Annotated in this window: 17 protein-coding genes and 1 tRNA gene; 7 read left to right on the forward strand and 11 right to left on the reverse strand. The window is 68.2% G+C overall.

The window, feature by feature from the left end; all coding sequences use genetic code 11:
- Positions 1-42: 42 nt before the first annotated feature.
- On the forward strand, positions 43-969 hold the full coding sequence (locus tag ABQE89_RS04185) for a PAC2 family protein (protein ID WP_448414439.1): 927 nt from the start codon (positions 43-45) through the stop codon (positions 967-969).
- A 27-nt stretch (positions 970-996) separates the two neighbouring features.
- Here the strand turns inward: ABQE89_RS04185 and ABQE89_RS04190 are convergent, their stop codons facing one another.
- The 3 genes from ABQE89_RS04190 to ABQE89_RS04200 form a co-directional block, all read right to left on the reverse strand.
- Positions 997-1,875 carry an SDR family oxidoreductase gene (locus tag ABQE89_RS04190; RefSeq protein WP_448414441.1) on the reverse strand — a complete coding sequence of 293 codons (879 nt, stop codon included), beginning with the start codon at positions 1,873-1,875 and terminating at the stop codon, positions 997-999.
- An 18-nt stretch (positions 1,876-1,893) separates the two neighbouring features.
- Positions 1,894-3,132, reverse strand: coding sequence for a cysteine--1-D-myo-inosityl 2-amino-2-deoxy-alpha-D-glucopyranoside ligase (gene mshC, locus ABQE89_RS04195; protein ID WP_448414443.1), 1,239 nt, complete (start codon positions 3,130-3,132; stop codon positions 1,894-1,896).
- Between the two features lie 92 nt (positions 3,133-3,224).
- Entirely contained in the window at positions 3,225-4,025 is an 801-nt protein-coding gene (locus ABQE89_RS04200) for a 3'(2'),5'-bisphosphate nucleotidase CysQ (protein ID WP_448414445.1), read from the reverse strand.
- A 131-nt stretch (positions 4,026-4,156) separates the two neighbouring features.
- On the opposite strand from ABQE89_RS04200, the gene ABQE89_RS04205 reads away from it, so the two are divergent.
- Positions 4,157-4,867, forward strand: coding sequence for a Crp/Fnr family transcriptional regulator (locus ABQE89_RS04205; RefSeq protein WP_448414447.1), 711 nt, complete (start codon positions 4,157-4,159; stop codon positions 4,865-4,867).
- A gap of 1 nt (position 4,868) precedes the next feature.
- Here ABQE89_RS04205 and ABQE89_RS04210 read toward each other — a convergent pair whose 3' ends face one another.
- Genes ABQE89_RS04210 through ABQE89_RS04230 form a run of 5 tightly spaced genes read right to left on the reverse strand, consistent with a single transcriptional unit; the run spans position 4,869 to position 8,238 of the window.
- Positions 4,869-5,678 (reverse strand): Rv2133c family protein, encoded by an 810-nt coding sequence (locus tag ABQE89_RS04210; protein WP_448414449.1) that lies wholly within the window; start codon positions 5,676-5,678, stop codon positions 4,869-4,871.
- The gene (locus tag ABQE89_RS04215; RefSeq protein WP_448414451.1) at positions 5,668-6,249 is read right to left on the reverse strand and encodes an Rv2134c family protein; all 582 of its coding nucleotides are present in this window, start codon (positions 6,247-6,249) and stop codon (positions 5,668-5,670) included. The genes ABQE89_RS04210 and ABQE89_RS04215 overlap by 11 nt, the downstream gene beginning before the upstream one ends.
- A gap of 46 nt (positions 6,250-6,295) precedes the next feature.
- Positions 6,296-7,000, reverse strand: coding sequence for a histidine phosphatase family protein (locus tag ABQE89_RS04220; RefSeq protein WP_448414453.1), 705 nt, complete (start codon positions 6,998-7,000; stop codon positions 6,296-6,298).
- Positions 6,997-7,827: an undecaprenyl-diphosphate phosphatase gene (locus ABQE89_RS04225; protein ID WP_448414811.1), complete on the reverse strand. Its 831-nt coding sequence runs from the start codon at positions 7,825-7,827 to the stop codon at positions 6,997-6,999. The genes ABQE89_RS04220 and ABQE89_RS04225 overlap by 4 nt, the downstream gene beginning before the upstream one ends.
- Before the next feature lie 45 nt (positions 7,828-7,872).
- On the reverse strand, positions 7,873-8,238 hold the full coding sequence (locus ABQE89_RS04230) for a hypothetical protein (RefSeq protein ID WP_448414455.1): 366 nt from the start codon (positions 8,236-8,238) through the stop codon (positions 7,873-7,875).
- Here ABQE89_RS04230 and ABQE89_RS04235 point away from each other — a divergent pair.
- The 3 genes from ABQE89_RS04235 to ABQE89_RS04245 are packed head-to-tail and all read left to right on the forward strand — an operon-like array spanning position 8,238 to position 10,631.
- Positions 8,238-9,281, forward strand: coding sequence for a YncE family protein (locus tag ABQE89_RS04235; protein ID WP_448414456.1), 1,044 nt, complete (start codon positions 8,238-8,240; stop codon positions 9,279-9,281). The two genes, ABQE89_RS04230 and ABQE89_RS04235, sit on opposite strands and share 1 nt — an antisense overlap.
- 32 nt (positions 9,282-9,313) lie before the next feature.
- On the forward strand, positions 9,314-9,562 hold the full coding sequence (locus ABQE89_RS04240) for a DUF5703 family protein (protein ID WP_448414813.1): 249 nt from the start codon (positions 9,314-9,316) through the stop codon (positions 9,560-9,562).
- A gap of 1 nt (position 9,563) precedes the next feature.
- Complete coding sequence (locus ABQE89_RS04245; RefSeq protein ID WP_448414815.1) at positions 9,564-10,631, forward strand: quinone-dependent dihydroorotate dehydrogenase; 1,068 nt, start codon at positions 9,564-9,566, stop codon at positions 10,629-10,631.
- Between the two features lie 205 nt (positions 10,632-10,836).
- Here the strand turns inward: ABQE89_RS04245 and ABQE89_RS04250 are convergent, their stop codons facing one another.
- Positions 10,837-11,367 carry a YbhB/YbcL family Raf kinase inhibitor-like protein gene (locus tag ABQE89_RS04250; RefSeq protein ID WP_448414458.1) on the reverse strand — a complete coding sequence of 177 codons (531 nt, stop codon included), beginning with the start codon at positions 11,365-11,367 and terminating at the stop codon, positions 10,837-10,839.
- A 19-nt stretch (positions 11,368-11,386) separates the two neighbouring features.
- Complete coding sequence (locus tag ABQE89_RS04255) at positions 11,387-12,730, reverse strand: M20/M25/M40 family metallo-hydrolase (protein ID WP_448414460.1); 1,344 nt, start codon at positions 12,728-12,730, stop codon at positions 11,387-11,389.
- Positions 12,731-12,810: 80 nt separating this feature from the next.
- On the opposite strand from ABQE89_RS04255, the gene ABQE89_RS04260 reads away from it, so the two are divergent.
- Positions 12,811-12,899 (forward strand) — tRNA-Leu (locus ABQE89_RS04260).
- Positions 12,900-12,945: 46 nt separating this feature from the next.
- Here the strand turns inward: ABQE89_RS04260 and ABQE89_RS04265 are convergent.
- Positions 12,946-13,542, reverse strand: coding sequence for a TetR/AcrR family transcriptional regulator (locus tag ABQE89_RS04265; RefSeq protein ID WP_448414462.1), 597 nt, complete (start codon positions 13,540-13,542; stop codon positions 12,946-12,948).
- 119 nt (positions 13,543-13,661) lie between these two features.
- On the opposite strand from ABQE89_RS04265, the gene ABQE89_RS04270 reads away from it, so the two are divergent.
- Positions 13,662-14,396, forward strand: a complete 735-nt coding sequence (locus ABQE89_RS04270) for an SDR family NAD(P)-dependent oxidoreductase (protein ID WP_448414817.1) — start codon at positions 13,662-13,664, stop codon at positions 14,394-14,396.
- The last annotated feature ends 44 nt before the right edge of the window (positions 14,397-14,440 follow it).

Here is a 14,440-nt window from a genome sequence, read left to right on the forward strand (position 1 = left end):
CGATGGTGCTCATTGCCGCCGCGCAGGGCTTACGCTGGCGTAGTGACCTCGTCGGATGCGAGCGGCCGGTCAGATGCACGTCGCACAAGTGGCTCATCGACACACCGCCCGGACCTGCCTGAACTCAACGACACGATCGTCGTGGTGGCCTTCGAAGGCTGGAACGACGCCGGTGACGCGGCCAGTGACGCGCTCGAGCACCTGGACGCCATCTGGGAGGCCGAACCGATCGTCGAGATCGACGACGAGTCGTACTACGACTACCAGGTCAACCGGCCGGTGATTCGGCAGGTCGACGGGGTGACGCGGGAACTGGTGTGGCCCTCGATGCGGATCTCGCACTGCCGGCCCCCCGGCTCCGACCGCGACATCGTGCTCATGCACGGCGTGGAGCCCAACATGCGCTGGCGCACCTTCTGCGCGGAACTGCTGGCGATCGCCGACAAGCTCAACGTGCAGACCGTGGTGATCCTGGGCGCGCTGCTGGCCGACACGCCGCACACCCGCCCCGTGCCGGTGTCGGGTGCGGCCTACTCGGCCGACTCGGCGCGGACGTTCGGGTTGGAGGAGACCCGCTACGAAGGGCCCACCGGCATCGCGGGCGTGTTCCAGGACGCCTGCGTGCAGGCCGGCATCCCCGCGGTGACGTTCTGGGCCGCGGTCCCGCATTACGTGTCGCAGCCGCCGAACCCCAAGGCGACGGTGGCGCTGCTGCGTCGTGTCGAGGACGTCCTCGACGTCGAGGTGCCACTGGCCGACCTCCCCGCGGCGGCCGAGGAGTGGGAGCAGGCCGTCTCGGAGATGACCGCAGAGGACGACGAGATCGCCGAGTACGTGCAATCACTCGAGGAGCGTGGCGACGCCGAGGTGGACATGCACGAGGTGCTCGGCAAGATCGACGGCGACGCGCTGGCCGCGGAGTTCGAGCGCTACCTGCGCCGCCGCGGCCCCGGCTTCCGCGGCGGCTAGATGTGCCCATCCTGAGCGGGGGTGGGGTCAGCCGTTCTCCAGCGCCTCGGTGCGCGCGCTCATCGCCCGCCCCAGCGCCGCCACCTCGGCGTCCATCTTCGGCAGCAGTTCGGGCACCGACTTCAGCGTGGCGGTCTCGCCGATGCGGGTCGACAACAGCGGCTTGAGCCACCGCAGCAGGCTCACCCAGCCCGGGCAGTTGACCTGGCGTTTACGGGCTTCGATGCCCTTGACGAACGCCTCGCCACACTTGTGTACCGACGTGGTGTTCTTCAGTGGTCCCGGCAGCCGGTTGACCATCTCGGTGAACGACGCCAGATCCGCCTTGCTCTCCCGGACCAGCGGGGTGTCGATCCAGAGCATGTGGGCCGAACCGACGTCGACACCGAGGTGGGCGACCTCCAGTCGCAGACCGTTGGCGAAGTGCTCGACTCCCGCCTTGGTCAGGTTGTAAGAGGAGGCCCCCGGGACCGCCGCGTAAGCCGCTGCCGACGACACGATCAGCACGTAGCCGCGCCGGTCGATGATCGTCGGCAACGCGGCCTTGACCGTGTGAAACACCCCGAGCGCGTTGACGTCGACAAGGGTCTTGAACGCCGCCGGATCCACGTTGACCACCGAACCGTAGACCGCGATACCGGCATTGGCCATCACGATGTCGATGCCGCCGAACCGCTCGACCCCCTTCGCGACGGCGGATCGCATGGCCTCCAGATCGCGCACGTCAGCGGCGACGGTGAGCACGCGGTCACCGCCGAGGCGGGCGGCCGACTCCTCGAGAAGTGTCGTGTCGATGTCGGTCAACACCAGCTTGGCGCCTTTGTCGTGCAGCCGACGGGCCACCTCGGCGCCGATACCGTTCGCTGCGCCCGTGATCAGGGCGACTTTTCCGGATACCGAACTCATGTCCGAAAGGTACTCGGTCTACAACGCCACGCCTAGCAACGCGTCGACCGCGGTGGCGACCAGTCGCGGCGCCTCGGCGTCGTGACCACCGTATTCGAGGGCGTCAGTGGCCCAGCCGTCCAGTGCGGCAAGGGCTTTGGGGGTGTCGAGGTCGTCGGCCAGATACCGGCGCACACGCGCGACGAGGTCGGCGGCGTCGGGCCCCGCGGGCAGGGCGGTCGCGGTGCGCCACCGGTGCAGCCGTGCGTTGGCCTGGGCCAGCAGCTCGTCGCTCCACGACCGGTCCTCGCGATAGTGGCCGGCCAACAAACCCAACCGAATCGCGGCCGGATCGACCCCGTCGGCACACAACCGCGACACCAGCACCAGGTTGCCCAGACTTTTGCTCATCTTCTCGCCGTTCCACCCGATCATGCCGGTGTGCACGTAGTGGCGCGCGAAACGCCGCTCCCCCGTTACCGATTCGGCGTGCGCGGCGGAGAACTCGTGGTGCGGGAAGATCAGGTCGCTGCCGCCGCCCTGAATGTCCAGACCGGTGCCGATGCGGCTGAGCGCGATCGCGCTGCACTCCACGTGCCAGCCGGGCCTGCCCGGCCCGAACGGCGAGGGCCAGCTCGGCTCGCCGGGCCGTTCGGCCCGCCACATCAGCGCGTCCAACTCGTCGCTCTTGCCCGCGCGGTCGGGATCGCCGCCCCGTTCGCCGAACAGGCGCAGCATGGTGTCGCGGTCATAGCCTGACTCGTACCCGAACTGCCGGGTGGCGTCGGCACGGAAGTAGACGTCGGGGTGGTCGGGGTCGTCGACGACGTACGCCGCGCCCGAGGCCAGCATCTTCTCGACGATCTCGATGACCTCCGCGATGGCCTCGGTGGCGGCGACGTACTCGTGGGGCGGCAGTACCCGCAGCGCGGTCATGTCCGAGCGGAACAGTTCGGTCTCGCGGTGGGCCAGGTCGCGCCAGTCCACGCCGTCGCGCTGCGCCCGCTCGAACAGGGGGTCGTCCACGTCGGTGACGTTCTGCACGTAGTGCACCCGATGGCCGGCGTCCAGCCAGACCCTGTGCACCAGATCGAAGGCCACGTAGGTGGCCGCGTGGCCGAGGTGGGTGGCGTCGTAGGGAGTGATCCCGCAGACGTACATGGTCGCTGTCTCGCCCGCGGTCACGGGCCGGATCTGGCGGTCTGCGCTGTCGTAGAGACGCAGTTGCGTCCCGCGCCCAGGAAGTTCGGGAACGGTCGGAGCCGGCCACGCTTGCATGGCGTCGACTTTAGGCGGACCGTTCACGAAGCCTCCCGATGGTGTGTCGCGTCTGAGAGAGTGCGACAACCGCGGGCGTCGTTCCATTCCCGTCATCGACCGCGATAGGCCGACAGAATCTCTTCGAGCAGCAGATCTGCCAATTCGGTTCGGCACATCAACAGATCGGGCAGGTAGGGGTCGACGCGGTTGTAGATCAGCGGCGAGCCGTCCAGCCGAGAGGCATGCATGCCCGCGGCGGCCACAACGCCCGCCGGCGCCGCCGAATCCCATTCCCACTGTCCCCCGGCGTGCACGTAGGCGTCGACGTCGCCGCGCACCACCGCCATCGCCTTCGCGCCGGCCGAGCCAATCCGCACCAGGTCGATGTCGAGCCGGTCACGCAGCCACCACAGCACCGGAGGCGGCCGGTTGGCACTGGCGGTGATGCGGATCGGCCCCTCGGTGCGCGGGGGCGGCGCGGTCACCGTGTCGCTGCGGTACACCTCGCCGCGCGCGGGCAGGGCGACCACCGCGTCGGTGATGCCGCCGTCGGGTCCGCGGGTGAGAAACGTCGAGGCGCCCGCGGAACCGAAGCGCTGCCACAGCGCGATGTGGACCGCCCAGTCCGTTCGGCCGGGCATCGAGAACTCGCGGGTGCCGTCGACCGGGTCGACGATCCACACCCGGTCGGCGTGCACCCGCGACACGTCGTCGACGGCCTCCTCGGAGAGCACCGCGTCGTCGGGGCGGGCGGCGCGCAGCTGATCGAGAATCAGCTTGTTGGCGATCCTGTCACCGGCATCACCGAGGCCGTAGGGGTCGTAGAAACCGATCTCGTGGCGCATCGCCAACAGCAGCTCACCGGCATTCTCGGCCACCTCGGCGGCCAGCGCCGCATCGGTCAGGCTCACCGGCCAAGTAGACCACGCCCGCCCGACGGGCAAATCCGCAGGTTTGGTGAGGTTCGAGAGGTTTAGCCGGCCAACCCGGTGGAATCCACCACCTCGGTGGCACGGGACCGCGTGGGGGAAGTGAGGCCGGGTTGAAACAGCAATCGAGCCTGGCGACCGCGCCGCAGGCGGCCGCGGTACTGGCCAGGGTGGGGTTCATTCAGAGTCTGGACCCGGCCGTCGTCGTCGACCTCGCATCGGAAATGAAGATCACCGAGGTTCGGCGTGGGCAGGCCTTCTATCGGCAGGACGATCCGGCCGACGGCCTGTTCATCATCCTCGAGGGCAAGGTGAAGGTGTGCTGTCGCTGCGCCGACGGCCGCGAGAAGCTGTTGGAGATCCGGGGGCCCGGCGACGTGCTCGGAGCGATCTCCGCGCTGGATCCGGGCCCGCGCACCTCGTCGGCGATCGCGATCACCGACGTGTGCGCCGCGACGGTGGACGGCGAGACGCTTGCCGTGTGGATGGCCGAGCACCGGCAGATCGCCGAGCAGTTGGTCCGGGTGTTGGCCGGGCGGTTGCGCCGCGCCAACAACCACTTGCTGACCGTGGTGTTCGACGACGTACCGGGCCGTGTCGCCAAGGAGTTGCTGGCGCTCGCGCAGCGGTTCGGCGTCCGACAGGGCGAGCTGTTGAGCGTGCGACACGATCTGACGCAGCGGGAGCTCGCGCAGTTGGTCGGTGCCACGCGGGAGAGCGTGAACAAGGCACTGTGCGATTTCGTCCAGCGTGGCTGGATCACCACCGATGGCAAGTCCACGATGATCCACCACCCGGAACTGCTCGCCAAGCGCAGCGGCTGAATCAGAACGCCGGCCACGGGATCGGGCGGTGGCGGTCCGGCGTCGGCATCACCGGATCATCCAGCAGCGCAGCGACTCTGGCGTTCAGCGCCTCGACCTCGTCGGAAGTGATGTGTTCGCGCAGTTGCTCGCCGCACTCACCGCGCAGTGCGTCGGCCAGACCGGCGACCGCGGCCAGGGTTTCGTCGTCGACGGGTTTGCCGGCCCAGCCCCACAAGACGGTTCGAAGTTTGTCCTCGACGTGCAGCGTCACCCCGTGGTCGACGCCGTAGACGTGCCCGTCGACGCCGCACAGCACGTGGCCGCCCTTGCGGTCGGCGTTGTTGATCAGCACGTCGAAGACGGCCATGCGCCGCAACCGGATGTCGTCGGCGTGCACCAGCACCACCTCGTCGCCGGCGTAGTCGTAGGCCTGCAGCACCGGCAGGTATCCGGGCGGGACACGCCCGGCCGGAAGCAGGTCGATGAGGTCGGGCCCCTGTGACGACTCCTCGAGATCGTCGCCGGGTTGGTCCACCCACAATTGCAGCATGCCGACACCTGCCGGACCGTCGCGAATGATGGTGTGGGGCACGATGTTCCAGCCCAGCTGCAACGACACCAGGTAGGCGGCGCGCTCACGGCCCGCCAGTGTGCCGTCGGGGAAGTCCCACAACGGGGCCTCTCCGGCGACGGGCTTGTACACGCAGTGCACCTGCCGTTCGTCGAGATTCGCCTCGCACAGGAACGTGGCGTTGCTCGCCGAACGGATACGTCCGAGGACGGTCAACTCGCCGTGTTGCAGAACCTCATCGGGGCGCTCAGGCGTCATCGTCGGACTCGTCGGCGGCGCCGCGCAGATAGCCGTTGGTGCGCACGCAGATGTGGCCCTCGGGGTCCAGCGGTTCGTCGCACAACGGACACGGCGGGCGGCCCGCCGAGATGACCCGGTGCGACCTCGTCGCGAACTCGCGCGCGGACTCGGGGGTAAGGAAAACCCGCACCGCGTCCGGTCCTTCTTCGGCGTCGTCGAGCACGACCGACGCGTCGAACTCGGTTTCGGAAACGGCGAGCAGTTCCACCACGACGGTCTGGGCCTCCGAATCCCAGCCCAGCCCCATCGTGCCCACCCGGAACTCGGCGTCGACGGGGGTGATCAGCGGGCTCAGGTCCTCCACCTCGTCGGTCTCGGGCGGGATCGGCGTGCCGAACCGCCGGTTGATCTCGACCAGCAGCGCGGCGATGCGTTCGGCGAGGACGGCCACCTGCTGCTTCTCCAACACCACCGAGACCACCCGCTTGTCGTGGACGGCCTGCAGATAGAAGGTCCGGTTTCCGGGTTGCCCGACAGTGCCGGCCACGAAGCGGTCGGGTGTGCGGAAGACGTGAATTGCGCGAGGCATGACAATATCCAAAATACCGGCATCGGTCGTTCGCTCGTAATCGCGACTACCCGGTGGAGCCGCCTATTACAGCGTCTTCGGGTGGGACGTCGCCATTTTCCGATGAGTCCTTCGCGGGCTTGGCGACCAGCCCCGCCGACAGATCGCCGCCGGTGTGGTTGACGTGGATGACGAACGGGCGCACCGCGGTGTAGCGGATCACGCTCGTCGACGCCGGGTCGGCGGTGATGCGCTGGAAGCTGTCCAGATGCGTGCCCAGCGCATCGGCGACGACGGACTTGATCACGTCGCCGTGTGTGCACGCCACCCACAACACATCGCCGTCGTGCTGTTCGGCGAGCCGACGGTCGTGTTCGCGCACCGCGGCCACCGCACGGGCCTGCACGTGCGCAAGGCCCTCCCCGTCGGGGAACACCGCGGCACTGGGCTGCTGTTGAACCACCGTCCACAACGGTTCCTTGACCAGGTCGGCGAGCTTGCGCCCGGTCCACGCGCCGTAGTCGACCTCCGAGATGCGGTCGTCGACGACGGGATCCAGCCCCAACTGCGCGGCCAGTGGCGCCACCGTGCGTTCACACCGCAGCAGCGGTGAGCGCACGATCGCGCGGATCGGCAGCGAGGCCAGTCGCTGCACCAATGCCTGGGCCTGCTCGCGGCCCTTGTCGTCGAGGTCGACGCCCTCTGAACGGCCGGCCAGCGTGTGGGCCGTGTTCGACGTCGAGCGGCCGTGCCGCAAAAGAATCACCGTCATACCGCCGACACCACCCCGGTGCCCAACAGGATCAGCACGACCGTGCCGAGCACCACTCGATAACCAACGAACCAGTACATACTGTGCCGGACCAGAAACCGCAGGAACCAGGCCACCGCGGCAAACCCGACGACGAACGCGATCACCGTCGCCACCAGCAACTGCGGGCCGCTGGCACTCATCCCCTCACCGACGGGGTGAAACGCGTCGGGAAGTGAGAACAATCCCGAGGCGAACACCGCGGGGATGGCCAACAGGAACCCGAAGCGCGCGGCCAGTTCGCGGTCCAACCCGAGAAACAGGCCCGCGCTGATGGTCGCGCCGGAGCGAGACACCCCCGGCAGCAGCGCCAGACACTGGGCCAGGCCGACCACGATGCCGTCCTTCCACGTCAACTGCTCGACGTGGCGGGTCTGGCGGCCCAGGTACTCGGCGGCCGCGATGACCGCCGAGAACACGATCAGCGCGATCGCGATTGCCCACAGATTTCTTGCCCCGGTACGGATTTCGTCCTTGAACAACAGCCCGAACACCCCGATCGGAATGGTGCCGATGATGACGTACCACCCGAGCCGGTAGTCGGCGTTGCGCAGCGCCGGGGTCCGCAGCCCCCCAAACCAGGCCTTGACGATGCGACCGATGTCGCGCGCGAAGTACAACAGCACCGCGAACTCGGTGCCCAGTTGGGTGACCGCGGTGAACGACGCCCCGGCGTCCTCGGCGAAGAACACCCGCGAGGCGATCGCCAGGTGCCCCGACGACGAGACCGGCAGGAATTCGGTCAGACCCTGCAATATCGACAGAACGACCACCTGCAGCCACGACATCGCCGCCACGTCCGTCACGACGACGACCGTACCGTGGGGCCCTGGCTATCTCGCCGAGCGCCGTACCGGTCGCGCTGCGGCCACGGTGTCACGCACGGCCGCGGCGATGCTTCGCTCGTCGGTGATGTCGATGTGGGCCAGGCTCCTGGTGGCGACCGCGACGACGTCCTCGTGCTGCGGCACCGGCCCTGCGCATCGCGGGCGGTAGATCTCCACGGCCAGCGACCGGTGCTCGACGTGGAAGGAGAAGCTCCGTCCGTCGCCCACCTGGCCGAACCCGCTGGCGTGCACGCCCGTCGTCAGGTCCTCGATCACGAACTCGCGGCCGTCGGTTTCCCGGCCCGCCCTAGACTGGCGTCGCGAGCCTGTTCTTGTCCCGTATCCCGTCAGCACGTCCCGGAAGCTACCCATTGCCCCAGCGCCCAAACCTGCCGTATCGGCTGGCTTTCGTGACCGTCACCGCGCTGACCGTGCTGGTTGCAGTGCTTGGGTCCGGGTGCTCGTCGAACCCCACCGACGCGCCACCTGCGACGATCGCCCCAGCCGAGGCCGCGACGTCTCCCCCGGCGTCGGGCCCGCCCGCGGGCACCGTGCGGCCGCTGACCGCCCCCGCACAGGCCGCGGTGTTCGACGCGAAGACCGACTCGCTGGTCGTCTTGGCCGACGGCGCGGCAGGCGGTTCAGTGGTCGTGGCGCTGGCCGAAGGTGGGGCGACGCGGCAGATTCCCCTTTCCGCGGCGGCGACCGGGCTGACCTCCGACGACGACGGCACGGTGTTCGCGTCGACCCCCGGCGGCTACTTCCGGGTCGACCTGTCGGCCGGTTCGGCGAACCTGGTCGGCGTCGAAGGCCGGCAGGACACCGATTTCACCGCGATCGCCCGCCGGGCCGACGGCAGGTTGGTGCTGGGCAGCGCCGACGGCGCGGTGTACACGTTGAGCTCCGACACCGAGGTCGGCGCGCAGGTGAAGATCTTTGCCCGCGTCGACGCGATAGCCGCACAGGGCAACACGGCGGTGGTGCTGGACCGCGCGCAGACCTCGGTGACCGCATTGTCCGACAGCGGCGCCGAGGCCGCCCAGGCGCTGCGGGCCGGGCGGGGCGCGACCACGATCGCCGCCGATTCGGTGGGCCGCGTGCTGGTCGCCGACACCAGGGGCGGCGAACTGCTGGTCTACGGCACCGACCCGCTGATGCTGCGACAGCGCTACCCGGTGCCCGACGCGCCCTACGGCCTGGCCGGCTCAAGCACGCTGGTGTGGGTGTCGCAGACCGCCACGAACACCGTGATTGGCTACGATCTGGCCACCGGCATTCCCGTCGAGAAGGTCCGCTATCGAACCGTGCAGCAACCGAACAGCCTGGTCTATGACGAACCGTCTGGCACCCTGTATGTGGTGTCCGGCTCGGGAGCGGGTGTTCAGGTCATCGCCGACGCGGCGGTGGCGCGATGACCGCGGGCGCATCCGAGGAGCTCGAACCGCATATGCACCGCGGCCGGATGCCGACCGGCTGGGACGCCGACCTCTCCGACGACTACGAATGGATCCCGCTGCGGCTGCCGCCGGACCTCACCCGCATCAGCGCCTCGACCCGGCTGTCGATCGAGGCGGAGTACCGCGGCTGGGAACTGACCCGGGTGCGCCTCTACACCGACGGATCGCGGCGGGTGTTGTTGCGCCGCAAGAAGACCCGTATCGAGCGACTGGCCGTTCCGGAGCAGCCTGCGCGGTGAGCTGCTGATGTATCGCGCGCTGCGGCGGGTGCTGTTTCTGGTTGCCCCCGAACGCATACACACCTGGGTGTTCGCGATGCTGCGGGCAATCACCGCGGTGCCCGCGGCGCGCCGTGCGCTGACCCGCCTGCTCGGGCCACGCGACTCGGTGCTGGCCAGCACGGTGTTCGGCATGCGCTTTCCCGCTCCGATGGGGCTGGCCGCGGGTTTCGACAAGGACGGCCGCGGGCTGGGGACGTGGGGCGCGCTGGGTTTCGGGTACGCCGAGATCGGCACGGTGACCGCGCACGCTCAGCCCGGCAACCCCGCACCGCGGATGTTCCGGCTGCCCGAGGACCGCGCGCTGTTGAACCGGATGGGGTTCAACAACGACGGCGCTGGCGCGCTGGCCGCCCGGTTGGCGCGGCACGTGCCCGACGTGCCGATCGGGGTCAACATCGGCAAGAGCAAGTCCACCCCGCCCGAGGACGCCGTCGGCGACTATGCCGAAAGCGCCCGGCTACTGGGCCCGTTGGCGACGTATCTGGTGGTCAACGTCAGCTCGCCGAACACCCCCGGGCTGCGCGATCTGCAGGCCACCGAGTCGCTGCGGCCCATTTTGACCGCCGTGCGGGCCGAGACGACCACCCCGGTGCTGGTGAAGATCGCCCCAGACCTGTCCGATCACGACATCGACGAGATCGCCGACCTGGCAGTCGAATTGGAGTTGGCCGGTATCGTCGCGACCAACACCACCGTATCCAGGGACGAATTGGTCACCCCCGGCGTGGCCGATCTCGGCCCCGGTGGGGTGTCGGGGCCGCCGGTCGCCGCACGCTCGGCGGAGGTGCTGCGACGGCTGTACCGACGCGTCGGCGACCGCATGATTCTGATCAGCGTCGGCGGCATCGAGACCGCGGACGACGCGTGGGAGCGCATCATCAGCGGCGCCTCGCTGTTACAGGGCTACACCGGTTTCGTGTACGGCGGCGGGCTGTGGGCCAAGCGTATTCACGACGGCATCGCCCGCCGCCTGCACGACGGTGGCTTCACCACGCTGGCCGAGGCGGTGGGCTCGGCCGTCCGGTAGTCAGCCCTTGCGCTTGCGGATCAGTTCGGTGGACTCGGTCTCGCGCTGGCGCTTCTCGGCGCGGCGCTCCTTGATCGACCGTCCCGGCTTCTTCTGGTTCTTGCCGCGTTTCTCAGCCATTGTCGCTCCTTGTACAGAAGTGGCAATCACTCGATCGCGACCATACGTCAGTTCCTGGAAAAAGCCAGTGACACGGCGCTTTCGGCTACTTCTGCTCGTAGGTGCCGTGGATCAGCGCCCGGGCGATGGCGTGCTGAAACAGGTTGAAGCCCAGAAACGCCGGGGTGGCCTCGGCGGGCAGGTCGAGCTTTTCCACGCCGACCGCGTGCACGGCGATGAAGTACCGGTGCGGGCCGTGTCCTGGCGGCGGCGCGGCCCCGATGTAGCGCTTCTGCCCGGCGTCGTTGGCCAGCGTCAGGGCGTCTCCCGGCAGCGCGCTGCCGTCTCCGGCGCCCGCCGCCAGTTCGGTGACCGACGCGGGCAGGTTGGCGACCGCCCAGTGCCAGAAGCCCGACGCCGTCGGCGCGTCGGGGTCGAACACCGTGACCGCGAAGCTTCGTGTCTCAGCGGGGAAGCCCGACCAGGAAAGCTGCGGTGACACATCGGCCCCGCCTGCGCCCATGATGCCGCTGACCTGGTCGTTGGCCAGTGGCTGCCCGTCGGTCACGGACTGCGAGGTCAGCGTGAACGACGGCAGCTTCGGCAGGAACTCGTAGGGGTTGTACGGGAAAGCCATGTCATGTCCTTTCGGTCGGTCAGCAGTGCAGCAGGAAGTGCTCGAGAACCCGGGTGCCGAACTTCAACGCGTCCACGGGTACCCGTTCGTCGACGCCGTGGAACAACGCGGCGAAGTCCAGATCCGGCGGCAGCTTCAGCGGTGCGAAGCCGAAGCATCGAATGCCCAGCCGCGCAAAGTGTTTGGCATCGGTGCCACCCGACAGCATATAGGGGACGGTGCGAGCGCCCGGGTCGGCAGCCTGGATGGCGTTGTTCATCGCGTCGAGCAACTCACCGTCGAAAGTGGTCTCGTACGACGGCAGTTTGGTGATCCACTCACGGGTGACATCGGGGCCGATGAGCTCGTCGACCTCACGCTCGAAGGCGTCGATGCGACCGGGCAGCACACGGCAGTCGACCACCGCCTCCGCGGTGCCCGGGATGACGTTGGCCTTGTAGCCGGCGTGGAGCATCGTCGGGTTGGCCGTGTCCCGCAGCGTCGCGCCCACGATCTTGGCGATGGGGCCGAGCTTGGCGATGGTGCCCTCCAGGTCCGGGGAGGACGGATCGAAGCTGTAGCCGGTCTCCTCGGCGACGACCGACAAGAACTGTTCGACGGCGTCGGTGAGCACCAGCGGAAACCGGTGTCTGCCCAGTCGGGCGGCCGCCTCGGCGACCGCGGTGACGGCGTTGTCGTCGTTGATCATCGAGCCGTGCCCGGCGCGGCCGCGGGCGGTCAGCCGCATCCACATCATGGCCTTCTCGGCGGTCTCGATCAGGTAGAGCGTGCGTTCGCCGCCGTCACGGCGCGGGATCGTCAGCGAGAAGCCACCGACTTCACCGATGGCCTCGGTGACCCCGTCGAACAGGTCGGGCCGGTTGTCGACCAGCCACTTGCAGCCGTAGTTGCCGCCCGCCTCTTCGTCGGAGACAAACGCGAACACCAGGTCGCGCGGCGGGACGACGCCCTCGCGTTTGAAGCGCCGGGCGACCGCGATCATCATCCCGACCATGTCTTTCATGTCCACCGCGCCGCGGCCCCAGACGTAGCCGTCCTCGACGGCCCCGGAGAACGGGTGCACACTCCACTCCGAGGCGTCGGCGGGCACCACGTCCAGGTGACCGTGCATCATCAGGGCGCCACGCTGGCGATCCGCGCCCTCGAGGCGCGCGAACACGTTGGCCCGGCCGGGGGCGCCCGCCTCGATGTACTCGGTGGTGTATCCGACCTCTTCGAGTTTGTCGGCCACCCAATTGGCGCAGTCGGCCTCGCCCTTGGTGGTCTCCGGCTCACCGGTGTTGGTGGTGTCGAAGCGGATCAGCGTGCTGACGAGGTCGACCACCTCGGCTTCAGCCGCTTCGATTTCGGGGAGACCACTCACGCCACCTTTCCTACCATTGAGACGGCTGCCGGGTTTGGGTCGTGCCTCGGTAATCCGATAGCCTTAGCTGCCCAGTGCAGGTCCGAGTGGCGGAATGGCAGACGCGCTAGCTTGAGGTGCTAGTGCCCTATTAACGGGCGTGGGGGTTCAAGTCCCCCCTCGGACACCACGTCAGCGATGTGGCACGACGCAGGTCTGCAGTCGACCTATTCCGGTCAAGAACGTGTCGCGGGGATGGCGTTGTCCACGAGGACCGCGGCGATCGCGGCGGCGGTCGGGAGCGATTCGCGGTTGAGAACCCGGGTACGGGTCGAGGCGCCATCCAGCAGCAGCGCCAGTTGTTCACCGAGCTCTTCGGGGTTGGCGGCGCCGGCTTCGCGGGCGGCTTCGGCGAACCGCGCGGCGACCGTGATCTTGTAGTCGCGTACGCATTCGGTTGCCGGGTGTTGCGGATCGTGAATTTCCACGGCCGCCCCGATGAAGGGACACAGGGGCGTGACGTCTTCTGTCCCGGACTCGGGCACCTCGAACGCTGCGAGGAGTTTCTCGCGAGGGGTGAGGTCGGTGCGGTCGAACACGTCGCCCATGACGTGGGGATCGGACCGTCGCAGGTATTCGGCGACCAGTTCGTCCTTGCCGGCGAAGTGCTGGTAGGCCGTGCGCTTCGACACCTGGGCCACCGTGCACAGCTGTTCCATGCCGGTGCGGTTGATGCCCTGTTCGCGGAACAGTTGTTGAGACGCCTGCAGGATTCGCTCCCGTGCGCCCCGGCCCCGACGCAGGCGTTGCGGCCCCTTCTCCAGCTCCGTCATGGGACCAGTATAGGGCGGACGGTAACGATCGGTGTACATAGCTTGCACTTCGACGGGGTGAGAGTTACATTAAGCAAACCGATCGGTTTACATAGCACCATCTACTCATGGGAGTGATCGTGGGAAAGCTCGATGGCAAGGTAGCGGTAATCACCGGCGCCTCAACGGGATTGGCCCTGGCCGGCGCGAAGTTGTTCGTCGCCGAAGGGGCTCATGTCTTCATCACGGGCCGCAGACAGGAAGCGCTGGATCAGGCGGTCGAGTCGATCGGCCGCAATGTCACCGCCGTGCGGGGCGATGCGGCCGACCTCGACGACCTCGACCGGTTGTATGACACGGTCAGGCGGGAAAAGGGCGCAATCGACGTGCTGTGGGCCAGCGCCGGGGACGCCGAGTACGGAAAACTCGGCGAGATCACCGAGAAACAGTTCGACGCCACCTTCTGGCTCAACGCGCGCGGCATGTTGTTCACCGTGCAGAAGGCATTGCCGCTGTTCAACGACGGTGGCTCGATCTTCATGACCGGTTCGAACGCCTCGATCAAGGGGTATCCCGGCTGGAGTGTCTACGCCGGGAGCAAGGCGGTGCAGCAGGCCTGGGCCCGCGTGTGGCTGGCCGAGTTGAAGGACAGGCGGATCCGGGTGAATGTATTGAGCCCCGGTCAGGTCGCGACCGCCAAGCAGGAAGAACTGTTCGACGAAGAGACCAAGCGGCAATTCGAATCCCTGATCCCGCGCGGAGAAATGGGCCAGCCCGACGAAATCGCCTCGGTCGCACTGTTCCTCGCCTCCGACGACTCGAGCTATGTGAACGGGATGGAGCTGGTCGCCGACGGCGGCACCGCGCTGATCTGAGCCCGTCCAGCCGTTGTGAGCGACGGACTTGTCGGACCGGGTTG

It is taken from the genome of Mycolicibacterium sp. XJ1819 (assembly GCF_053483675.1).